Origin of the sequence: Mesorhizobium sp. M1163, assembly GCF_040318415.1 — a bacterium.
Lineage (GTDB): Bacteria > Pseudomonadota > Alphaproteobacteria > Rhizobiales > Rhizobiaceae > Mesorhizobium.
In genome coordinates, this window is record NZ_JAMYMF010000005.1 from 117,062 (window position 1) to 138,719 (window position 21,658).

At 62.6% G+C, this 21,658-nt stretch carries 17 protein-coding genes and 1 tRNA gene; 7 read left to right on the plus strand and 11 right to left on the minus strand.

Translation table 11 applies throughout. From position 1 onward, the window contains the following. Nucleotides 1-46: 46 nt before the first annotated feature. Complete coding sequence (gene parC, locus NKH43_RS07155) at nucleotides 47-2,299, minus strand: DNA topoisomerase IV subunit A (RefSeq protein WP_023717249.1); 2,253 nt, start codon at nucleotides 2,297-2,299, stop codon at nucleotides 47-49. Nucleotides 2,300-2,666: 367 nt separating this feature from the next. Here parC and NKH43_RS07160 point away from each other — a divergent pair, with 367 nt between their 5' ends. Beyond that, the gene (locus NKH43_RS07160; protein ID WP_352857221.1) at nucleotides 2,667-3,860 is read left to right on the plus strand and encodes an aq_1923 C-terminal domain; all 1,194 of its coding nucleotides are present in this window, start codon (nucleotides 2,667-2,669) and stop codon (nucleotides 3,858-3,860) included. Between the two features lie 75 nt (nucleotides 3,861-3,935). On the opposite strand, the gene aspS is transcribed toward NKH43_RS07160, so the two are convergent. The 4 genes from aspS to NKH43_RS07180 form a co-directional block, all read right to left on the minus strand. Then, entirely contained in the window at nucleotides 3,936-5,726 is a 1,791-nt protein-coding gene (gene aspS, locus NKH43_RS07165) for an aspartate--tRNA ligase (RefSeq protein ID WP_352857306.1), read from the minus strand. A 214-nt stretch (nucleotides 5,727-5,940) separates the two neighbouring features. Then, nucleotides 5,941-6,765, minus strand: a complete 825-nt coding sequence (locus NKH43_RS07170) for a carbohydrate ABC transporter permease (protein ID WP_352857223.1) — start codon at nucleotides 6,763-6,765, stop codon at nucleotides 5,941-5,943. Between the two features lie 18 nt (nucleotides 6,766-6,783). Continuing rightward, complete coding sequence (locus NKH43_RS07175; protein WP_352481315.1) at nucleotides 6,784-7,656, minus strand: carbohydrate ABC transporter permease; 873 nt, start codon at nucleotides 7,654-7,656, stop codon at nucleotides 6,784-6,786. Nucleotides 7,657-7,724: 68 nt separating this feature from the next. After that, entirely contained in the window at nucleotides 7,725-8,993 is a 1,269-nt protein-coding gene (locus NKH43_RS07180; protein ID WP_352857225.1) for an ABC transporter substrate-binding protein, read from the minus strand. Between the two features lie 257 nt (nucleotides 8,994-9,250). Between NKH43_RS07180 and NKH43_RS07185 the strand changes: the two genes are divergently transcribed. Both NKH43_RS07185 and rnd read left to right on the plus strand, forming a co-directional pair. After that, nucleotides 9,251-10,513: an MFS transporter gene (locus NKH43_RS07185; RefSeq protein ID WP_023717242.1), complete on the plus strand. Its 1,263-nt coding sequence runs from the start codon at nucleotides 9,251-9,253 to the stop codon at nucleotides 10,511-10,513. 57 nt (nucleotides 10,514-10,570) lie between these two features. Further along, a complete protein-coding gene (gene rnd / locus NKH43_RS07190) occupies nucleotides 10,571-11,722 on the plus strand; it encodes a ribonuclease D (protein ID WP_023717241.1) in 1,152 nt (383 codons plus the stop codon). Nucleotides 11,723-11,734: 12 nt separating this feature from the next. Here rnd and NKH43_RS07195 read toward each other — a convergent pair whose 3' ends face one another. Genes NKH43_RS07195 through guaB form a run of 3 tightly spaced genes read right to left on the minus strand, consistent with a single transcriptional unit; the run spans nucleotide 11,735 to nucleotide 14,256 of the window. Next, nucleotides 11,735-12,154, minus strand: coding sequence for an MAPEG family protein (locus NKH43_RS07195; RefSeq protein WP_352815986.1), 420 nt, complete (start codon nucleotides 12,152-12,154; stop codon nucleotides 11,735-11,737). 28 nt (nucleotides 12,155-12,182) lie between these two features. Beyond that, entirely contained in the window at nucleotides 12,183-12,722 is a 540-nt protein-coding gene (locus NKH43_RS07200) for a hypothetical protein (RefSeq protein WP_352857308.1), read from the minus strand. A gap of 31 nt (nucleotides 12,723-12,753) precedes the next feature. Beyond that, nucleotides 12,754-14,256, minus strand: a complete 1,503-nt coding sequence (gene guaB / locus NKH43_RS07205) for an IMP dehydrogenase (RefSeq protein ID WP_352458563.1) — start codon at nucleotides 14,254-14,256, stop codon at nucleotides 12,754-12,756. A gap of 296 nt (nucleotides 14,257-14,552) precedes the next feature. On the opposite strand from guaB, the gene NKH43_RS07210 reads away from it, so the two are divergent. Further along, entirely contained in the window at nucleotides 14,553-15,974 is a 1,422-nt protein-coding gene (locus NKH43_RS07210) for an MFS transporter (protein ID WP_352857228.1), read from the plus strand. Between the two features lie 216 nt (nucleotides 15,975-16,190). Here the strand turns inward: NKH43_RS07210 and NKH43_RS07215 are convergent, their stop codons facing one another. Next, nucleotides 16,191-16,901, minus strand: a complete 711-nt coding sequence (locus tag NKH43_RS07215; protein WP_352815988.1) for an RlmE family RNA methyltransferase — start codon at nucleotides 16,899-16,901, stop codon at nucleotides 16,191-16,193. Between the two features lie 58 nt (nucleotides 16,902-16,959). Beyond that, a complete protein-coding gene (locus NKH43_RS07220; RefSeq protein ID WP_352857230.1) occupies nucleotides 16,960-18,366 on the minus strand; it encodes a Ppx/GppA phosphatase family protein in 1,407 nt (468 codons plus the stop codon). Nucleotides 18,367-18,660: 294 nt separating this feature from the next. Between NKH43_RS07220 and NKH43_RS07225 the strand changes: the two genes are divergently transcribed. Further along, nucleotides 18,661-19,593 (plus strand): lysylphosphatidylglycerol synthase domain-containing protein, encoded by a 933-nt coding sequence (locus NKH43_RS07225; protein ID WP_352857232.1) that lies wholly within the window; start codon nucleotides 18,661-18,663, stop codon nucleotides 19,591-19,593. Nucleotides 19,594-19,689: 96 nt separating this feature from the next. Next, nucleotides 19,690-19,763, plus strand: a tRNA-Gln gene (locus tag NKH43_RS07230). A 238-nt stretch (nucleotides 19,764-20,001) separates the two neighbouring features. On the opposite strand, the gene NKH43_RS07235 is transcribed toward NKH43_RS07230, so the two are convergent. After that, a complete protein-coding gene (locus tag NKH43_RS07235; protein ID WP_352857234.1) occupies nucleotides 20,002-20,673 on the minus strand; it encodes a hypothetical protein in 672 nt (223 codons plus the stop codon). A gap of 521 nt (nucleotides 20,674-21,194) precedes the next feature. Between NKH43_RS07235 and NKH43_RS07240 the strand changes: the two genes are divergently transcribed. Further along, on the plus strand, nucleotides 21,195-21,656 hold the full coding sequence (locus tag NKH43_RS07240) for a hypothetical protein (RefSeq protein WP_352857236.1): 462 nt from the start codon (nucleotides 21,195-21,197) through the stop codon (nucleotides 21,654-21,656). The last annotated feature ends 2 nt before the right edge of the window (nucleotides 21,657-21,658 follow it).

The following is a 21,658-nucleotide window of genomic DNA, read 5'->3' on the forward strand; positions in this document are numbered from 1 at the left end:
ACCACCTCGCCTGACCGCCCCCGAAAGGTCACGCTCCTTCGCGCGCCTACCCGAACTTGCCCGTGCGCGGGAACCCCTTCGGCACCATGCGACCGGCCGAGGCGCGGGCGCCGATCCATTCGGCAAGCTCGTCGCGCGATTTGGTGAAGGTGCGATCTGCCGAATCTTGCCAGGACAGGCCGCTGGCGAGCGTGAAGGTCTTGAGGTCGAGGACGCCGCCATCCTTGTATTTCTGCAGGCGCACGCCCTTGCCGCGTCCCATCTCCGGGATCTCGGCCAGCGGGAACACCAGCATCTTGCGGTTCTCGCCGACAATGGCGAGATGGTCGCCGGCGACAGTCACGCAACGCTGGGCCTCGTCGGGCGCCTTGACATTCATCACCTGCTTGCCCTTGCGGGTGTTGGCGACGACCTCCTCTTCCTGCACGATGAAACCGTTGCCGTCATGCGAAACCAGCAGCAGCTTGCGCTTGGGATCATGGACGAAGGCGGTGACGATATCCTGGTCGTTGTCCATGTCGACGATGATGCGGATCGGCTCACCATGGCCACGCCCACCCGGCAGCCGGTCGGCGCCGATCGTGTAGAACTTGCCGCCGGTGGTGAAGACCAGCACCTTGTCGGTCGTCTGGGCATGGAAGGCGAGCTTGAGGCTGTCGCCTTCCTTGAAGGTCAGGGCCGAGTGATCGGTCAGATGACCTTTCATGGCCCTCAGCCAGCCCTTTTCCGATACGACGACGGTGACCGGCTCGCGCTCGATCATGGCGTGGGCGATATCGGTCAGGTCATGTTCGGGTGCATCTGCGAACTCGGTCCGGCGCTTGCCGATCTCGGTCTCGGGCCCATATTTCTGGCGAACATTGGCGACTTCCCACTTGATCGTCGCCCACTGCTTGGCGTCGGACGCAAGTAGCGCCTCGATCTGCTTCTTCTCGCCGGTCAGGCCGTTGAATTCCTCACGAATCTCGAATTCCTCGAGCTTGCGCAGCGCCCTCAGCCGCATGTTGAGGATGGCTTCGGCCTGGGTGTCGGTGAGTGACCAGCGGGCCATCATCACCTGCTTGGGCTCGTCCTCCTCGCGGATGATCCTGATCACCTCGTCGATGTTGAGGTAGGCGATCAGATAGCCGGCGAGGATCTCCAGCCGCCTCTCGATCTCGCCGAGACGGTGCTTGGAGCGGCGGATCAAGACGTCGCGGCGGTGCTCAAGCCACTCCTTGAGCACGCCTTTCAGCGACAGCACGTTCGGCACCTTGCCGCGCGACAACACGTTCATGTTGAGCGGAAAGCGGCTTTCGAGCTCGGTCAGCTTGAACAGCGATTCCATCATGATGCCGGGATCGACCGAGCGGCTCTTCGGCACCAGCACGACGCGGATGTCCTCGGCGCTCTCGTCGCGGATATCCTCGAGCAACGGAAGCTTGCGCGCAATCAAGAGCTCGGCGATCTTTTCGATCAGCCTGGCCTTCTGGACGCCGTAAGGGATCTCGGTGACGACTATGTTCCAGGTGCCCCTGCCCTGGTCCTCCTGGCTCCATTTCGCCCTGACGCGAAAGCCGCCGCGACCCGTTTCGTAGGCTTCGAGGATCGAGGCTCGGCTGTCGACGATGATGCCGCCGGTCGGGAAATCCGGACCTTGCACGAAGTCCATCAGCTTGGTGACGGGCGCATCCGGATGATCGATCAGGTGAAGCGCGGCGTCGCAAAGCTCGGCCGCATTGTGCGGCGGGATCGAGGTCGCCATGCCGACGGCGATGCCGGACGAGCCGTTGGCAAGCAGGTTCGGGAAGGCGCCGGGCAGCACGGCCGGCTCCTCGTCTTCCTCGTTGTAGGTCGGGCGGAAATCGACCGCGTCCTCGGTGATGCCTTCCAGCAGCAGCGTCGACACGTCGGTCATGCGCGCTTCGGTGTAGCGCATGGCGGCGGCGTTATCGCCGTCGATATTGCCGAAATTGCCCTGCCCGTCGACCAGCGGGTAGCGCATCGAAAAATCCTGCGCCAACCGCACCAATGCGTCGTAGATCGACTGGTCGCCATGTGGATGGAACTTGCCCATCACCTCGCCGACGATGCGGGCGCATTTGGCAAAGCCCTGGTCGGGGTTGAGCCGCAACAAGCGCATGGCATGCATTATGCGGCGATGCACCGGCTTCAACCCGTCGCGCACGTCCGGCAGCGCCCGGTGCATGATGGTCGACAGCGCGTAGGCGAGATAGCGCTCTTCCAGCGCCTTCTTCAGATCGACCGGCTCGATATTGTCGCCGCCGCCAGTTTCAGGCGGCAAAAGCCTTTTTCCCATGGGCTGGCACTAGCCGAGCGGGTGATTCGCGGCAAGAGGCGCCGGCATACGTCCTCCTAAAGCGCGTCGCGTTCGACCGGCCTTATGCGCGCGCTTTAGGTCCTTGTTTTGATCCATGTCGCGCAAAACCGCTGCACACTTTTGCGCGACCTGCATTGTGCAACAGGAATTGGAAGCGTCGCGACGCCGGCCAACATCAATCCGTTACATCCGGCTTCTATCGCAAGCCTGATGGATCGGGTTTGCCTTTGGCCGCGATTTTCGACCATTGTGCCGAGGCCCGCCTTTTTCCGGTCCAGTTCGTCGCTGAATGGTGACGACGCGACGATTTGAAAAGAATTTCAGGACACTCTCAGGGGAGCTCTCGATGACGATCAGACACTCGACACTTATTAAAAGACTGGCTTTTTCGACCTTTTTGCTGACGCTGCCGCTGAATGCGGCGTTCGCGCAGGATACCGCGGTTGCCGACCGGCTGAAGGCTGCCCTCGCCGCCCAGGGCGTCGACCTCTCCTGGACCGGAGTAACCGGCGACACCTCCAGCATGGTTCTGCAAGGCGTAGCGGTCAAACCGGCGGCCGAAAAGGAGGCGCTCAAGATCGGCGACGTCAAGCTCGAAGGCGTGACCGAAGCCAATGGCGGCTATCAAATCGCGACCGTATCGACTTCGCCGTTCGAACACAGCGAAGATGGCGTCACGCTCAATCTCAGCCCCTTCGTCATCCACGACATGACGGTTCCGGCCGAAGGCGCAAGCGGCCCGCTGGGCTCGCTGATGATCTACAAATCGGCCGAGCTCGACAACATGACCGTCAAGGTCGCCGACAAGACTGCCTTCTCGATGGACGGGCTTGCCATCGCAATCACGCCGCCGGCCGACGGCAAGGCCATGGCGTTCTCCGGCACCACGGAAAAGTTCACTGCCGACCTGACGCTGGTCGAAGATCCGAAGTCCAAGGAAGTCATCAACGCGCTCGGCTACCAAAACATATCGGGCAATCTTGAGATGGAAGGCACCTGGCAGCCTACCGACGGCAAGATGGATTTGTCGAAATACGAAGTTTCGGTCGACAATGCCGGCACGCTCGGCATGACCTTCAATCTCGGCGGCTACACGCTGGATGTCATCAAATCGATGCAGGACATGCAGAAGAAGATGGCAGCGCAGCCCGAAGGCGCCGACAATTCGGCGCAAGGCATGGCCATGCTCGGGCTGCTGCAGCAGCTATCGTTCAACAGCGCCTCGATCCGCTTCGACGACGATTCGCTGACCAAGAAGGTGCTCGATTATGCCGGCAAGCAGCAAGGCATGTCCGGCAAGGACATCGCCAACCAGGCCAAGGCGATCGTGCCCTTCGGCATGGCGCAGCTCAACAATCCGGAACTGACGGCGCAGGTTTCGGCCGCGGTCAACAAGTTCCTCGACGATCCGCAAAGCATCGAGGTCTCGGCCGAGCCGCCGGCAGCGGTGCCGTTCGCGCTGATCATGGCGGGCGCCATGTCCAACCCGCTCGACCTGCCGAAGACGCTCGGCGTGACGGTTACGGCGAACGAAGACTGACCGAGCTTCCAAGCAAAAGCCCGGCAGCGATGCCGGGCTTTTTTATGAATCCACAGGACTTGTTCGGAGCGTTTCCTAAACCTCTTTCTTCGTCGCCACGACGCGCAGCGACAATTCGCGAAGCTGCTGCGGGCTGGCTTCCGACGGTGCGTTCATCAACAGGTCGTAGGCCTGCTGGTTCATCGGGAACATGGTCACTTCGCGCAGGTTCCTGGCACCGACCAGAAGCATGACGACGCGGTCGATGCCGGCCGCCATGCCGCCATGCGGCGGCGCGCCATACTGGAAGGCACGGTAAAGGCCGCCGAAGCGTTCCTCGACGGTTGCGCGGTCCAGCCCGACCGTTTCGAACGCCTTGACCATGGTTTCCGGCAGATGGTTGCGAATGCCGCCTGAGGCGATCTCGAAACCGTTGCAGACCATGTCGTACTGGAACGCCTTGATGCCGAGCAGATTCTCGCCGTTAAGCGCATCGATGCCACCTTGCGGCATCGAGAACGGATTGTGCGCGAAGTCGATCTTCTTCTCCTCCTCGTTCCATTCGAAGAACGGGAAGTCGACGATCCAGCACAATTCGAAGCGATCACGGTCGACAAGGTTGAGCTCCTCGCCGGCGCGGGTGCGCGCCGCACCCGCGAAGGAGACGAATTTCTTCGGGTCGCCGGCGACGAAGAAAGCGGCATCGCCATCGGCAAGGCCGAGTTGTTGGCGGATCGCCTCCGTGCGCTCCTCGCCGATGTTCTTGGCCAGCGGCCCGGCGCCTTCGAGCTTCTCGCCCTCCTTGCGCCAGAAGATGTAGCCCAGCCCGGGCTGGCCCTCGCCTTGCGCCCATGAGTTCATGCGGTCGCAGAAGGCGCGCGAACCGCCGGTCTTGGCCGGAATGGCCCAGACCTCGGCCTTCGGATCGTTGGCAAGGATGTTGGCAAATACCTTGAAGCCGGAATCGCGAAAATGATCGGAGACGGCCTGCATCTCGATCGGGTTGCGCAGGTCCGGCTTGTCGGTGCCGTATTTGCGCATCGCGACATCATAGGCGATGCGCGGAAACTTCTGCGTCACCGGCTTGCCGGCGGCAAAGGTCCCGAACACCCCCCGCATCACCGGCTCCATGGTGGTGAACACGTCCTCCTGCTCGACGAAGCTCATCTCCACGTCGAGCTGGTAGAATTCACCCGGCAGACGGTCGGCGCGCGGGTCCTCGTCGCGGAAGCACGGCGCAATCTGGAAGTAGCGGTCGAATCCGGACACCATGATCAGCTGCTTATACTGCTGCGGTGCCTGCGGCAGCGCGTAGAAAGTGCCGGGGTGGATGCGCGACGGCACCAGAAAGTCGCGCGCCCCTTCCGGCGACGAGGCGGTCAGGATCGGCGTCGAGAATTCGGTGAAGCCGACCTCGCCCATCAGCTTGCGCATCTCGGCGATGATTTTCGTCCGCGCGACGATATTCTTGTGCAGCGTGTCGCGGCGCAGGTCGAGGAAGCGGTATTTGAGGCGGATGTCCTCCGGATAATCCGGCTCGCCGAAGACCGGCAGCGGCAATTCCCTGGCCGCCGACAGCACCTCGATCTCGCGCGCGAAAATCTCGATCTCGCCGGTCGGCAAATTAGGGTTCACGGTGTCGGCGAGGCGCGCCTTGACCTCGCCATCGACGCGGACGACCCATTCACCGCGCAGGGTCTCGGCGATCTTGAAGGCCGGCGAATCCGGATCGGCGACGATCTGGGTCAGGCCGTAATGGTCGCGCAAATCGATGAACAGCAGGCCGCCATGGTCGCGCACGCGATGCACCCAGCCCGACAGGCGAACGGAGGAACCGACGTCGCTCTTCCTCAACTGCGCACAGGTATGGCTGCGGTAACGATGCATTGTCATTCGTAAAGTCCGGATGTTGGGTTGCGGCCAAGGCCTGATGGCCCAGCCTGAAAATTTGCGCGAAAAGCACATGAGAGGCTGCGTTTGTCAAGGCAAGCGGCGCCCGGGACGAGTTCGCGTTCTTCCCGCCCCTGTCCCACCGGCATCAATTTATGCCAGAGGCGTTAATCCGAGTTCGCCGCTCTGTCCGGCAGTTCAACTATGCACCTTATCCCTTGACCCCGCCTGCGGTGAGGCCGGAGATGATCTTACGCTGGAAGATCAGGACGAGGATGACGAGCGGCACGGTGACGATCACCGATGCGGCCATGATGTTGCCCCACGGGATCTCGAACTGCGAGCTGCCGGAGAGCAGCGCGATGGCGACCGGCACGGTTCGCTGCTCGTTGTTGGAGGTAAACGTCAGGGCGAACAGGAATTCGTTCCACGCACCGATGAAGGCGAGAAGCCCGGTGGTCGCCAGCGCCGGCCACATCAGCGGCAGGAAAACGCGGCTGATGATGATCCAGGGCGTGGCGCCGTCCAGGATCGCCGCTTCCTCCAGCTCGATCGGCAGGTCGCGAACGAAGGCGGTGAGCACCCAGACGGTGAACGGCAAGGTGAAGATCATATAGGACAAGATCAGCGCGAACGGCGAATTGTAGAGGCCGAAGGCCCGAATCAGCTCGAACAGACCGGCAAGCACCGCCAATTGCGGGAACATCGAGACGGACAGGATAATGAGGAGCAGAGCCGAGCGGCCGCGGAAGCGGATGCGCGCCAGGACATAGGCGGCGGTGACGCCGAGGAACAGCGAAATGACGACAGCGGCGCTCGAGATGAACAGCGAGTTCACGAGGTTGCGCAGGAAGGTCCCTTCGGTGAAAACGGTCTTGTAATTGCTGAAGGTAATCGTCTTCGGCCAATAGTCGATCTGGAAGAGCGCCGTCCCGGATTTCAGGCTGGTGACGATGGCGTAGTAAAACGGGAATACCGCGACGACGACGATAACGGCGACGAGGAGGTAGAAAGCCGTGCGCTTGACGATCCACATGGTCAGCACCCCACATGATCAATAGTCCTTGTCCAGTCTTATCCGGCCGAGCCACAGAACGAGCATGGTCAGCAAAGCGAGGATGAGGAAGAGCAGCGTCGAGGCGGCGGAGCCGTAGGCAAACTTGTCGAACTCAAACAGGCTCTCGCGGGCAAACACCGACATCGACTTGGTGTGGATATTGTTTGGCGTGAGCACGTAGATCAGGTCGAAGATGCGCAGCGCATCGAGACCGCGGAAGATCATGGCCACCATCAACGCCGGCCGGATGAGCGGCAAGGTGATCTTCCAGAAAACTTTCCATGCGCCGACGCCGTCGAGCTTGGCGACCTCATAGATTTCTTGTGGAAGCATCTGGAGGCCGGCGAGAATGAGAAGCGCCATGAACGGGGTCGCCTTCCAGATGTCGACAATGAGGATGGCGACCATGGCAGTGTCGGCGCTGGCCGTCCAGGCTATCTTGGTGCCGATCAGGCCGAGCTTGAGAAGGACGTCGTTGATGATGCCGAACTGGTCATTGAGCATCCACTGCCACATTTTCGCCGAGACGATCGTCGGGATGGCCCAAGGGATTAGAATCGCGGCGCGTACGATGCCGCGGCCGCGAAACTTGGTGTTGAGCACCAGCGCGACGATCATGCCGAGCACCGTCTCGCAGGTTACCGAAATCACCGCGAAGCGCACCGTATTCCAGACGGCGCGCCACCAGACCGGATCGGCGAGCAGCCCGTCATAGATGACGCGGCCGCTCGGCATTTGCAGGACGGAGAAATAGTTGGCGAAGCCAACCCAGCGGCGGGCTTCGAGGTCGGCGAGCGAGGCATCGGTGAAGCCGAAATAGATCGTGCGCATCAACGGCCAGCCGGCAACGGCGGCGAGCACGATGAGCATCGGGGCAAGCAGCAGCCATGCCGAGCGCACACGCTGACGCGCCAGCAGCGAGCCTGAGCGCGGCGAGGTCACCAGGCGGTGCCCTTGAGCCTGGTCAAGGAGAACTCCAGATCGGCAAGGTTGTCGGCGGCCGTGCCCTCGCCGGACATGGTGTTGTGGACGGCGGTCCAGAACTCGCTCGATGCCTCATTGTACCTGGTCTTGGCCTGGGCCGAGGGACGCGGCACCGCGTTGAGGACAACTTCCTTCCAGCGCGGGATAACCGGCTGGGCGCTGGCGATGTCGGCATCGTCATAGAGCGCCTGAATGGTCGGCAGATATGCCCCCTTCAAGGCGCGGTACTTCTGCATCTCAGGCGAAGCGATCCATTTGACCAGTTCGACGGCTGCGGCGGGGTTCTTCGAATATTTGGAAACGGCAAGATTCCAGCCGCCAAGCGTTGCTGCCGGGCGGGCGCCCTCACCCGACCCGGACGGCAGCGTCGTCACCTCGAACTTGCCCTTGATGGGGGAGCTTTCGCTGTTGCCAAGCGCATAGGCGTAGGGCCAGTTGCGCATGAAGACGGCGTTGCCGATCTGCCAGACACCGCGCGACTCTTCTTCCTGATAGGCCAGAATGCCGGGAGGCGAGATGGTTCCCACCCAGCTCCTCGCCATTTCCAGCGCCGCGGCTGCTTGCGGGTTATTGATGGAGATCGTGCCGTCCGGCTCGATGATCTGACCACCGCCGTTCGACTTCACCCATTCGAGTGCATCGCAGGTCAGTCCCTCATAGGCGTTGCCCTGGAAAACGAAGCCCCACATGTCCTTGTTGCCGGCCTCGCGTTCCTTGTCCATGACAAGCTTGGCAGTATCGGCAAGCTCGGCCCAGCTGGTCGGAACCTTGGCGCCGTATTTGTCGAGGAGATCCTTGCGGTAGTAGAGCGCCGGAGCGTCGGTGAATATCGGCAAGGCGACGAGCTTGCCGTCGACGGTCTGCGATTTGATGATCGATGGGAAATGAGCGCCGACGACATCCTTGGTCGCCGCGGTCAGGTCGACGAGCTGCTTTGCAAGCTGGGGGGCCCAAATGACGTCCGTCTGATAGACGTCAACGTCGCTGTTTCCAGCGGCAAGCCACAGCCTGTATTGACTAAACTGGTCGGTCCCCGAGGGCGGCACCGGAACCACGCTAACCTTGTTGCCGGTCTTCTTCTCGTATTGATCGAGGATCTCGCGAAGGATTCTCTGGCCGTTGCCGGTATCGCCCGACACCATGGCGAGGTCGACAGCCCGCGCCGGCCCGGCCGCCAGAACTGCGGCCACGGCAAATCCAGCGAATGCGGAACGAAACTTCATGATGTCGGATCTCCCTTTGGAGCTTCAGGCAGCAGCAGAAACGGACGTCGATGCCCGACACCGTCCTCAGCACACCCGCAGCTCACAAGACGCGCATTCGCCCACCAGCACTGAACTACAACGATACGCCTTGAGTTCCCAACACGGAACGTCCGGCGCGAAGCGGCAGCCCCCGGCTGGCCCCAACGCCTCCGGGAATTGCCGCTGGCATTGGCGAAGGCGATGGTTCAAGAAGGATCAACGACAGGCTTTCCTTCATGTCCTCCATCCGCCCGCTGATCCCGCTCCTGATCGCCGCCGGCATCCTGCTCGGCGGCAACGGCCTGCAGAGCACTTTGATTGCGCTGCGTGGTGCGCAGGAGGGTTTTCCCGCTTCCTCTATCGGCCTGATGGGCACGTTCTATTTCGCCGGCTTTTTGCTCGGCTGCCTTGCCGTCACCCGCATCATGAAGTCCGTCGGCCATGTGCGCGCCTTTTCCGCGCTGGCGGCGATCGCCTCGGCGGGAACGCTGCTGCTGGTGCTGGTCATCGATCCGGTGATGTGGTGCGCCGTGCGCTTTGCCGGCGGGTTCTGCTTTGCCGGCCTGTTCACCATCATGGAAGCCTGGCTGAATTCCGGCGTCACCAACACCGACCGGGCGCGGGTGCTTGCCATTTACCGCATGGTCGACATCGGTTCGGTGACGGGCGCCCAATTCCTGATCCCGATCTTCGGCGCTGGCGGCTTTGCCATCTTCGCCATCATGTCGATGATGATCACCGTGTCGCTGGTGCCGGTTTCGCTCGGCGACCGCTCCAACCCGACGCCGCCGGAAGACGTCAAACTCGATTTGGCACGCGTCTGGCGCATCTCGCCGCTTGGCTGCTTCGGCTGCATCGCCGTCGGCGTGACCAACAGCGCCTTCCGCACCCTGTCGCCGGTCTATGCCGAGCAGATCGGCATGTCGGTCGCCGACGTCGTCACCTTCGTCAGCGTCGGCATTTTCGGCGGCGCCATCATCCAATATCCGCTTGGCTATCTCTCCGACCGCTGGGACCGGCGCTCGGTGCTGCTGATGACGACGTGCTGTGCGATGGTGGCGGCACTGGCGCTGGCGTTCGTGGCAGGCGGCAGCCCTTTCCTCAACTTCCTGCTCGTCTTTATCTTCGGCTGCTTTGCCATGCCGCTCTATTCGTTGTCGGCGGCGCATTCCAACGACCGCGCCGACAAGGGCGAGTTTGTGCTGATCAACGCAGCCTTGATGCTGTTTTATTCCTTCGGCGCCATTGGCGGCCCCTTCGCAGCCTCGACGGTGATGCAATATTTCGGGCCGAGCGCGCTGTTCGTGTTCAGCGCCACCGTCTATGCGATCTTCGTGGCGGTCATCCTTTTCCGGATGCGGGCGCGCTCTGCTGTGCCGGCGAGCCATCGCAGCCGTTTTACGGCGCTGTTGCGCACATCGACGGTTTTTGCCCGGTTGGCGAAGCGGAATGCCGATCCCGATGAACCCGCAAAGCCCGATAAAGGTGCTTGCGCTTGACGAAAGCGCGCGCGGCTGAAATTGAAAGAGACCCTATCCCTTGCCAAAAGCGATTTGATGCACGTCATCACCACCCAGAACGAACTCGAGACCGTTATTGCCGCTTTCGAAAAGGCGGAATTCGTCACCGTCGATACTGAATTCATTCGCGAAACGACCTTCTGGCCGATCCTGTGCCTGATCCAGATGGCAGCGCCCGGGGTGACGGCGCTGATCGATCCGCTGTCGCCCGACATCGACCTGAAACCGTTCTTCAGGCTGATGGCCAACGAGGCGATCGTCAAAGTCTTCCATGCGGCGCGGCAGGACATTGAAATCATTGTGCATCTCGGCGATCTGGTGCCGCATCCGGTGTTCGACACCCAGGTCGCGGCGATGGTCTGCGGCTTCGGCGACAGCGTCTCCTACGACCAGTTGGTGCAGCGCATCACCGGCGCGCGGCTCGACAAGTCGTCGCGTTTCACCGACTGGCGCCATCGTCCACTGTCCGAAAAGCAGCTCGACTACGCGCTCGCCGACGTCACCCATCTGATCGAGGTCTACAAGCACCTCAGCGCCGAGCTGGTGCGGGAAAACCGCGCCCACTGGCTGAACGAGGAGATGGACGTGCTGACCTCGCGCGAGACCTACGATCCGCATCCCGAGGATGCCTGGAAGCGGCTCAAGATGCGGCTGCGCAAGCCACAGGAACTGGCGATCGTGCAGGCGGTGGCCGCCTGGCGCGAACGCGAAGCGCGCGAGCGCGACGTGCCCCGCGGCCGGGTGCTCAAGGACGATGCGATCTACGAAGTAGCGCAGCAGGCGCCGCGCGATACGGCGGCGCTGAGCAAGCTGCGTACCACGCCGAAGGGCTGGGAGCGCTCGTCGACGGCGACGGCACTGCTTGGCGCAGTCAACGCTGCCCTGGCGCTGCCCAGGGAAGAGATGCCGAAGCTGCCGAAGAGCTTCCAGCCGCCGGAGGGGTCGAGCGCCGCGGCGGAGTTGCTGAAGGTGCTGCTGCGGATCGTTGCCGAAAAGGAAGGTGTCGCATCGAAGGTACTCGCCTCCAGTGACGACATCGATCGCATCGCTGCAGAGGGCGAGGACGCCGATGTGCCGGCATTGCAAGGCTGGCGGCGCGCCGTCTTTGGCGAGGCCGCGCTCAGGCTGGTGCGCGGTGAACTCGCGATCAGGTTCGACAAGCGCAAGATCGCGGTGTTCGATTTGTAGGCTTGAGCTTGCTCAGACCAAGCCGAGCAGATGCAGTGCCACCCATATCCAGCCAAGTGCGAGAACTACCGCACCCACGTAGAATGCCCTGCTGCGCAGGATTAGCCGATTGCTGGTCAAGTGGACCGATGCGTGAAAATAGCGGGAGACGACAAAGATCCACATCAGCGCCAAGGTCAGATAATTGACGCCATTGGTCACGTGCAGCGTCAAGCATAAGACATAGAAAAGCACCGGCAGTTCGAACTGATTGCTCAGATTGTTGGCGACGGTGATGCTGGAACCAGGCTCCGTCGAGCGCGTCTTGAACTGGCCGGTCTTGGCTTCGCCCGATCTGACCGCACCATGGCGGCGCCGGCCCATTACGACATAGACGATATAGACCAGCAGCACCTGCGCCAGCATCGGCCAGAAGATCGCGGTCTGGTTCAAGACGCCCCCTGTCGTTGTCACCCAGCCTTCAAGGCCGTTTCTGAGCCATCAGAGTGAAAGCCGCAATGACGGTCACCGGCACCGCCAGAAGCGCGAATTTGGTGACGATCAGCGCCGAGGCAAAGGATAGCGAATCCGGATTGGCAGACAGGAAATCGGACAAAAGACGAGCCACGGCGATGTTCTGGGCATAGTCGGCGAGCGTGTAGGGCAGCACCAGCACAGCTGCGAATATCGACTGGCTTTGCGCAGGCAGCGAATGGAAATTCTTCAGCCGCCGGCCCGTTGCCAGGATCAGGCTGACCATCGTCAGCGACAGCAGCGCCGGAAACAGCAGGTCGAAGGTCAGGTAATGCCAGACGAGAATGATCTCGCTGCCACGCCGGCCGAGCGCCGTCAGCCAGGCCATGCCCTCATCCGGAGTGAAACCGGCATAGCGCATGTCGAGCGAGGGCAGACCGCCGCTCAATTGGCGAAAATAGAGGAACTCCATCGCCGTCATGATGATGAAAATCGCCACGGTGGCGAAACAGAGTGCGGCGGCGTGGCGCGACAGCCGCAGGATCATCGCCGCCAGATTGCGCCAAGGCGCATGGCGATCATGCTCCGCCAGGATAATTCGGGCTTTCGCGGGTAATCGTGACGTCATGGGCGTGGCTTTCACGAAGTCCGGCATTGGATATCCGCACAAAAGTGGCGCGCTCGCGGAAATCGGCAAGGTCGCGGCCACCGACATAACCCATAGCGGCTTTCAGGCCGCCCGCAAGCTGGTGCAGCACGCCAGACACAGGTCCTTTGTACGGCACCTGCCCTTCGATGCCTTCCGGGACCAGTTTCAGCGTGTCGCGCACCTCGGCCTGGAAGTAGCGATCGGCGGAGCCGCGCGCCATCGCGCCGACCGAGCCCATGCCGCGATAGGCTTTGAAGGAGCGGCCCTGGTGCAGATAGACCTCGCCCGGGCTCTCGTCGGTGCCGGCCAGCAACGAACCGATCATCGCCGCGCTGGCGCCGGCGGCCAGCGCCTTGGCCAGATCGCCCGAATATTTGATGCCGCCATCTGCAATGACCGAGACACCCGATTTTTGCGCCGTCTCGACCGCCGACATGATTGCCGAGAGCTGCGGCACGCCGACGCCGGCGACGATGCGGGTGGTGCAGATGGAGCCCGGCCCGATGCCGACCTTGACCGCGTCGGCGCCGGCATCGATCAGCGCCAGCGTGCCTTCCGCTGTGGCGACGTTGCCGGCCAGGATGCGAACCGAGTTGGAAAGCTTCTTGGCCCGCGTCACCGCATCCAGGACGCGCTGCGAATGACCGTGCGCGGTGTCGATCACTAGAAGGTCGACGCCGGCGTCGATGAGGCGCTCGGCCCGCTCGAAACCGTCATCGCCGACGCTGGTGGCGGCGGCGGCGCGCAAGCGTCCCTGCGCATCCTTGGTGGCGTGCGGGTTGAGCTGCGACTTCTCGATGTCCTTGACCGTGATCAGCCCGACGCAATTGCCGTCCCGATCGACCACAACCAGCTTCTCGATGCGGTGCTGATGGAGCAGCCGCTTGGCCTCGTCCTGATCGACGTTCTCCTTGACGGTGATCAGGTTCTCGCGGGTCATCAGCTCATAGACCTTCTGCGCCGGGTCGGAGGCGAAGCGGACGTCGCGGTTGGTCAGGATGCCGACGAGCCGGCCGACGGTGTGGCCGCCGGTGCCGCCGTTCTCGACCACCGGAATGCCCGAAATGCTGTAGGTGCGCATCAGACCCAGCGCATCGGCCAGCGTCGCCTCGGGACCGATGGTGACGGGGTTGACCACCATGCCGGATTCGAATTTCTTTACCTGCCGCACCTGCTCGGCCTGTTCGGCCGGCGAGAAATTGCGGTGGATGACGCCGATGCCGCCGGCCTGGGCCATGGCGATGGCAAGCCGCGCCTCGGTGACCGTGTCCATGGCGGCCGACAGGATCGGCACGTTGAGGTCGATGTCGCCGGCGATGCGGGTGCGGATGTCGGTCTCGCCAGGCATGACCTCGGAATGACCGGGCTGCAGCAGCACGTCGTCAAAGGTCAGCGCCAATGCGCCGGTGGACGTCTCGATGATTTTTGCCATGGCCAGCCCTCGGAATGCAGGAAAGGCGCTCGCCCTGGATGGACAGCGCCGACTCGTCTTCTTCCCTTTCAGGATTGGCGCTGGCTCGTAACACGTCCCGTCGCCGTTGAAAAGCCGATGGTTGTATAGTGGCGACGATGCATTTTGCCCCAGGTGCTGCGCACGACTTGCGGTCGCACAAACGTGACAGCAAATTAATGCGACATCCGGGCCAAGGCGTGATAACCGCCCTACGTGTCGGTTTGGCCCCAAGGCCGGCAAGCAATAGCGACGCACATTTCAAGGCCGGATCCATCGTGAACCGCACCATTCCGCTTATTCTGGCGGTCGCTCTATTCATGGAAAACATGGATTCGACCGTCATTGCGACATCGTTGCCGGCGATCGCCATCGACATCCACACCAGCCCGATCGCGCTCAAGCTGGCGCTGACCGCCTATCTGGTATCCCTGGCGATCTTCATTCCGATCAGCGGCTGGATGGCCGACCGCTTCGGCGCCAAGAATGTCTTCCGCGCCGCGATCGCCGTGTTCATCGTCGGTTCGGTCGCTTGCGCCATGTCCAATTCGTTGCCGGCTTTCGTGGTCTCACGCTTCCTGCAAGGCATTGGCGGCGCCATGATGACGCCGGTGGGACGCCTGGTGCTGGTACGCGCGACGCCGAAAAGCGAACTCGTCGCCGCCATGTCGTGGCTGACCGTCCCGGCTCTGGTCGGCCCCCTGGTCGGTCCGCCGGTCGGCGGCTTCATCACGACCTATTTCACCTGGCACTGGATTTTTCTGATCAATGTGCCGATCGGCCTGGTCGGGATCTGGCTGGCCACGCGTTTCCTGCCGAAGACGGACGCCGCGCAGACGCCGCCGCTCGATTTCTTCGGTTTCGTGCTGAGCGGGCTGGCGGCATCGGGAATTGTGTTCGGCCTGTCGGTGGTCAGCCTGCCGGCTCTGCCGCCCGTTGCCGGCTTTATCACCGTTGCCGTCGGGCTGGCATCGGCGGTGCTTTATCTGCTGCACGCGCGCCACGCCAAGAATCCGCTGCTGGCGCTCGAGCTGTTTCGCAATCGGGTGTTCCGCTCGTCGGTGCTCGGCGGCGGACTGTTCCGCATCGGCATTGGTGCCGTACCTTTTCTTTTGCCGCTGATGTTCCAGATCGGTTTCGGGCTGACGCCGTTCCAGTCCGGCATGATCACCTTCGTCTCGGCAATCGGCGCCATAGGCATGAAATTCGTCACTGCCCTGATCTTCAGGGTCGCGGGCTTCCGCCGTGTGCTGATTTCAGGCTCGCTCGTCGCGGCCGCGTCCATCGCCGTCAACGGCCTGTTCACACCCGACACACCCTATGGGCTGATCCTCGCCATGCTGCTCGCCGGGGGCTTCATCCGTTCGATGTTCTTCACCGGCATCAACGCGCTTGCCTATGCCGAGATTTCAGCCGCCGACACCAGCAAGGCGACGCCGATCACCGCGGTGTTCCAGCAGTTGGCAATCGCGCTCGGTGTGGCGCTGGCCGGCGGCATCCTGGAAGTGTCGACCAAGATCCATGGCGGCCCACTGACGCTGAGCGACTTCCACACCGCCTTCTTCATCGTAGCGGCGGTGTCGGCGGCAGCCTCGCTGTCGTTCATGCGGCTGGCGCCGGACGCCGGCAATGCCGTGTCGGGACATGGCCGACTGACACCGCCGAAGACGCTGGAGCCGGTGAGCCCGCCGGGGAGTTGACCTTTGCTCGTGCTTACGGACGCCGGAGGGACAGCGCCCCCCTCTGTCCTGCCGGACATCTCCCCCACGTGGGGGGAGATCGGACGTGACATCGGCTTTCGCCAATATTCAACGTTGCAGGATTAGACAGCGCGCCGAAGCTGCCAATCTCCCCCCTCGTGGGGGAGATGTCCGGCAGGACAGAGGGGGGCGCGAAGGATCGCTACAGAGCGATTTTCACGCCGCGCCGTTTCCGCCTTTAAAATCCTTCGCCAACAAATACAGCTCCACCGACTCATCGCGCGAGGCCGGCGGCTTGACGTGATGGACCGAGCGGAAATTCCGCTTCAGCCTCGCCAGCAATTCGTTTTCGGCGCCGCCCTGAAAGGTCTTGGCGAGGAAGTGGCCGCCCGGCTTCAATACCGACAGCGCGAAATCGGCCGCCACCTCGCAAAGATGCATGGTGCGGATGTGGTCGGTCCGCTTGTGGCCGGTGGTGGGTGCGGCCATGTCGGAAAGCACGATGTCCGGTTGGCCGCCCAGCGCCTCAGCCAGCTTCTCGGGCGCCTGCGGATCGAGGAAATCCATCAGCAGCACCGGCGCGCCCGGCACCGCGTCCATCTCGAGATAATCGATGCCGACGACGTTCGGGTGTTCCGCGGTAGATTTCGTACGTGCGGCAGCGACCTGGCACCAGCCGCCGGGTGCCGCACCAAGGTCGATCACCTTCATGCCTGGCTTGAGCAAATGGTGCTTGTCGTCGATCTCGATCAGCTTGTAGGCCGCGCGCGAGCGATAGCCGTCGGCCTTCGAGCGCTGGACATAGGGATCGTTGATGTGGCGCTGCAGCCAGCGGCGAGACGATTCCTTCAAGCCGCTTTTCTTCTTGATCTTCGTCTTCAGCACGCGAATGCCGGCCGAACTCGGTCTTTCCGGTTTCTTCGTCATTGCTTGATTGCCTGTTTGAGCATGATCTTGTCCGAAAACCGGCAGCCACTTTTCGGGATCATGCTCTGCCCCGCCCGCTGTTTCGCCAGACGCCGTCATCGGCCATCAATTCGCTCAATATGCCCTCGCGCAGGCCGCGGTCGGCGACACGCAGCCGCTCCGACGGCCAGACGGCACGTATCGCCTCCAATATGGCGCAGCCGGCCAGAACCAGGTCGGCGCGGTCGGCGCCGATGCAAGGATTGGCGACGCGTTGCTGGAAATCCCAGCCGACCAGCTTTTCGACCATGCGATCAACGCTGTCGCGGTCCATCCACAGCCCGTCGACGCGGCGGCGGTCGTAGCGTTCAAGATCGAGATGGACGCCGGCCAGCGTCGTCACCGTGCCCGAGGTGCCTAGCAAATGGAATTTCGGGCTGGAGAGGAGGTGGCTCAGCCGGTCGCGCCCGTCGAAGGCGCGCAGCCGCATTGCAACATCCTCGACCATGGCGCCAAAGATCTCGCGCGTTACCGTGCGGCCGCCAAAACGCTCGGCCAGCGAGACGACACCGACCGGCAGCGAGGTCCACGAGACGATATGGTTGGCAAGCCTTGGCGAGCGATGGCCGGTGAGGTCGATCAGCGCGATTTCGGATGAGCCGCCGCCGATATCGAACAGCACGACGCCTTGCGTGTCGCGCTCGACCAGCGAGCCGCAGCCCGACACCGCCAGCCGCGCCTCGGTCTGGCGGTCGATGATCTCGAGCTTCAGGCCGGCCTCGCGCTCGACGCGCTCGAGGAACTCGACGCCGTTGGCGGCGGTGCGGCAGGCCTCGGTGGCGATCAGCCTGGCCTTCCTGACCTTGCGGTTGCGCAATTTGTCACCGCAGATCTTCAGCGCCTCGACCGCGCGGTCCATTGCAGCGTCGCCGAGCCGGCCGTTGGCGGTAAGGCCTTCGCCCAGCCTGACGATGCGCGAGAAGGCATCGATGACGCGGAACTGGCCATGACGCGTCGGCACCGCGACCAGCAGACGGCAATTGTTGGTGCCGAGATCGAGCGCGGCAAACACCGGCAACTCCTGCAGCGGTGGTGGCGTGCGGGCACCTTGCCCCGGCCTTGGCGACGTTGCCGGGGCTGAGGGCGGAGGCGCGTAAGCCGCTGGCTGGGGCGGGCGCGCGGCCGGGGTCTCGTTGGCGGCAGGCACCGAAGCGCCGGTAGCCAGCGGACGAGCCTCGTCGCGTGCGAAAACCTTGCGCCCGCGCCGGCGCTTGCGCCGTTTCTTGGGTTTGCCGTTCTGATGCGGGCCCTTTTGGTGCTGGCCCTTCTGGTCGTGGGACGTGTCGCCACCCTGTCCATTGCCGGACCGGGGCTGCACCTGACGGCCGTAGCGTCCGGTGGATGGGCTTGCCTGGCCGGACGGCGTCGGCGAACCCCTGGACACGCCCACTTCCGGCGCACCAGCGCCGGCTTCGTGGTCTTCCACTGTGGTTCCTTCCGGCGCCGCGCGAACCGGAGACCGGACGCAGCAGGCGCATTTACATGTTCAAGTTGCCGCCAGACTATCAGCGCCGGGCCGGATCACCAAGAGTGCTCGCGGCGAATTTTGCCGGCGGCGTTGTCTCGCCCCTGCCCTCGGCGAAGGATGGCGCGCCTTCCCGGTTGAATAGCCGGCTTCAATGAGGCATTTCTGAAATGGAGGGGGAAACCATTCGGGACCGCGGTTTTCCTGCCGCGAACCGGAAAACGGGTACGGGCTGCAACGCATGATCGTCACGCCATGAACTGGAGGCGCTATTTCTGGCCCGTCATCGGCATCGCCGCGGTGGTGTTTTCGCTGTGGCTGCTGCTGCACGAATTGCGGGGCATATCGCTCGACGATGTCTGGGACGGCATCGTCGCCATCCCGGCGCGCGGCTGGGTGCTGGCGGCGCTGGGCTCGGTCATCGCCTATGCCTCGCTCGCCGGCTACGACCACATCGCGCTGCTGCACATCGGCAAAAAAGTATCGTGGCTGTTCGTCACCTTCTGCTCGTTCACCACCTATGCGCTGTCGCACAATATCGGCGGCTCGGTGTTTTCCGGCGCCGTGATCCGCTACCGCGCCTACGGCACCAGGGGGTTGACCGGCCAGGATGTCGGCATTCTGGTGGCGATCTGCTGGATCACCTTCGTGCTGTCGACGCTGTTCGTCTCAAGCATCGTGCTGCTGCTCGAGCCCGAGGTGATCGACCGGTTTTCCGGCACACCACATCACCGGCTGGCGCAAGCGGCAGGGCTCGCCATGCTGCTCGTGGTGGCGGCCTATGTCTTCGGCAGCTGGCTGCATCTGAGGCCGCTGAGGATCGGCAGCTTCCAGCTGCACTACCCGGCGCTGCCGATCGTGGCGCGGCAATTGCTGGTCGGCCCGATCGAGCTGCTGGCGGCGGCGGCAATCATCTTCTTTGCCCTGCCCGCCACCGGCAATCCCGGCTATTTCGTCGTGCTCGGCGTGTTCCTGGTGTCGTTCTCGATCGCGCAGATCTCGCATGCGCCGGGCGGGCTCGGGGTGTTCGAGGTGGTGTTCCTCGCCGGCTTGTCACATATGGACCAGGTCGGCGTACTGGCGGCGCTCCTGGTGTTCCGGCTGTTCTACCTGATCATCCCGCTGCTGATCGCGCTCGGCGTGGTGCTGTTCTTCGAGCACTCGCAATACAGCCGCAGCGAGAATTGAAGCCAGACACAGGGTTGACTATTTTCCGGCGGCGGCTACAAGGCACGCGCGGCGACATCGCCGCCCTGCCGCGCGGTTTTCAACGGCCGCGCCTGCTGGGGAATAGGTTAACGGTAGACCCACGGACTCTGACTCCGTTAGTCCTGGTTCGAATCCAGGTTCCCCAGCCAAGATATTTCAAGCACTTAGCTACCAAAACCGCCCGAAGCCATGTTACTAGCCCCGAAATGTTTAGCGACATAAGCCGTTGATTGTAAGGCGTGATAATAAGCGGAGGCTGCGAATAGCAACATGGATAGCAACATCGCGCGACGCGAAAAGGCTCGACAAACGTGGTAGGCAGTTCCGTCTTGTAGTGGGTGGGCTTCGGTTCAGCTGTACGTCTGCGAGCCCCTCAGGTTCCGCCGACTAGTTGATGATGCCAAGACTAGAGAAAAGGCCGTAGGCAGCAAGGATGCTGAGGGACACAGTCATGAACGCCACGACAAGGCCGAGGACGGTTGTGTAGGCAGCGGACACAAGCTTGACGGCCGTTCCCGATCCCGCCTCGCTCCGGATGCGCCACTCGCGTATCGGGAAGGTGACGGGCCCACCGAGGAACTCGAGGTAGCCTCGCAGGAAGACGCGTAGGCGATAGGCGACAATACCCGGGACCTCGCTCCAGTGCCCGGAAAGCCAGCGCAGGGCCTTCCTCGCGCCGTAGATGCCGTAGCCAGCCATCAGGAGCAGGAGCAGCCCCATCCAGGCCCACCCGAGCCAGCTGGACGAAGCGGTCGAAATCGGGTTCTCCGCGCCGGTGACCCACAGCCACACGACGTAGCCGCACAAAGGCACGAGGATGCACCCGGCCACAGTGGCAAAGACGACGCCCAAGTGTCCTTCGGTGTTCCCCGCAGCGCGCCACTCGGTCCCGATCCACGACAGGATTGCGCCGACTCCTCTGAGGACGAGATAAATGGCGAAGATGGCGACAGCGACGACGGCGAAGCCCTGTAGGCCGCTTGTCATTGCGTCCCGACCGAACAACAAGACGCCCGCTATGACTGCGAGCAGTATATCGGTGATGCCCCTTCCCTCCATGGAAGCCTTCCCCTCTATCCTTCGCCATATGCCACGGACTGGACGAATCGGAAAGGCCACCTATACGGACAGCGCAGGATGGCGAAGTGCGCCGCTTCTACACGCGCGCTAGCCGTGCTCGTCGCGCCAAACAGGGATGCGTCGCGTCTTGATGTCGACAAGCCGCCGTACCGTTAGGCGCGCACGCTCAGCTGCTACCGGAATGAAAACTTCGGCCGTCATCTGGTCTCCGCGGTTACAGCGCTCGCACCGGATTCGGTAGGGAATCCGCCGCACCTCGACGTCACCGAGCACGCGTTGCAGGTCGGCCGGCATATAGTACCGCCAGCCGGGGCAATACCCGCACCTAACTCGAACTAGCTGCCCAACGTCCTGGGCTTTGCTCAAACGCCATATGATTCCGCTTGGTCGGCTATTGCTCTCCGGCATGAGAACGAAATAGGAACAAACGCCTGTGGCGGTCAAGTGGACAGCGAGTCGGTGCCGTGAGAGATTGGCGTTGGCTTGGGGAGAATCAGAGTATGAGTGAAAGATGGCTTGGCGTGACGGTCTCTGGCGAGAAATTGATCATCGTCGACGCAGAAGTACCGGCGACTGGTCCGCTGACTATTGTGTCCGACCAGACGATCGCACTACCGAATGGGGACCGTTCGAAAGCATATGGTACGATATACCAGAGGCTCGTGGACTACGCGACCGACAACAGCATCAAGAAGGTTTTCATTAAGGAAAGCGCACTGAGCTTGGGCGGAACCAAAAAGGGCCATCTTCTATCCGCTGAACTTCGCGGCGTCGCTATGTGTGCCTTTGGATCCGTCTGCGCGACAAAGACAATGGCAAAGGCGCACGTAAGCAAGACATTTGGCGATCGAAAGACTGACGAATATCTTGCCGACGACGGGTTCTGGCGGGGTGAGATAAATGGGCACCCACTTCGCATGGGGAGCAGGGAAGCTGTAATCTACATGCTCGCGGCGAGGTAGTC

Excerpts from the sequence above, each read along its gene's own strand:
- NKH43_RS07235 (WP_352857234.1), bottom strand. The coding sequence starts at position 20,673 with ATGGAGGGAAGGGGCATCACCGATATACTGCTCGCAGTCATAGCGGGC.
- NKH43_RS07225 (WP_352857232.1), top strand. The coding sequence starts at position 18,661 with ATGAACTGGAGGCGCTATTTCTGGCCCGTCATCGGCATCGCCGCGGTG.
- NKH43_RS07215 (WP_352815988.1), bottom strand. The coding sequence starts at position 16,901 with ATGACGAAGAAACCGGAAAGACCGAGTTCGGCCGGCATTCGCGTGCTG.
- NKH43_RS07240 (WP_352857236.1), top strand. The coding sequence starts at position 21,195 with ATGAGTGAAAGATGGCTTGGCGTGACGGTCTCTGGCGAGAAATTGATC.
- NKH43_RS07185 (WP_023717242.1), top strand. The coding sequence starts at position 9,251 with ATGTCCTCCATCCGCCCGCTGATCCCGCTCCTGATCGCCGCCGGCATC.
- aspS (WP_352857306.1), bottom strand. The coding sequence starts at position 5,726 with ATGCATCGTTACCGCAGCCATACCTGTGCGCAGTTGAGGAAGAGCGAC.
- NKH43_RS07170 (WP_352857223.1), bottom strand. The coding sequence starts at position 6,765 with ATGTGGATCGTCAAGCGCACGGCTTTCTACCTCCTCGTCGCCGTTATC.
- NKH43_RS07175 (WP_352481315.1), bottom strand. The coding sequence starts at position 7,656 with ATGCTCATCGTGCTCGCCGCCGTTGCCGGCTGGCCGTTGATGCGCACG.
- guaB (WP_352458563.1), bottom strand. The coding sequence starts at position 14,256 with ATGGCAAAAATCATCGAGACGTCCACCGGCGCATTGGCGCTGACCTTT.
- NKH43_RS07200 (WP_352857308.1), bottom strand. The coding sequence starts at position 12,722 with ATGATCCTGCGGCTGTCGCGCCACGCCGCCGCACTCTGTTTCGCCACC.
- parC (WP_023717249.1), bottom strand. The coding sequence starts at position 2,299 with ATGGGAAAAAGGCTTTTGCCGCCTGAAACTGGCGGCGGCGACAATATC.
- NKH43_RS07160 (WP_352857221.1), top strand. The coding sequence starts at position 2,667 with ATGACGATCAGACACTCGACACTTATTAAAAGACTGGCTTTTTCGACC.
- rnd (WP_023717241.1), top strand. The coding sequence starts at position 10,571 with ATGCACGTCATCACCACCCAGAACGAACTCGAGACCGTTATTGCCGCT.
- NKH43_RS07180 (WP_352857225.1), bottom strand. The coding sequence starts at position 8,993 with ATGAAGTTTCGTTCCGCATTCGCTGGATTTGCCGTGGCCGCAGTTCTG.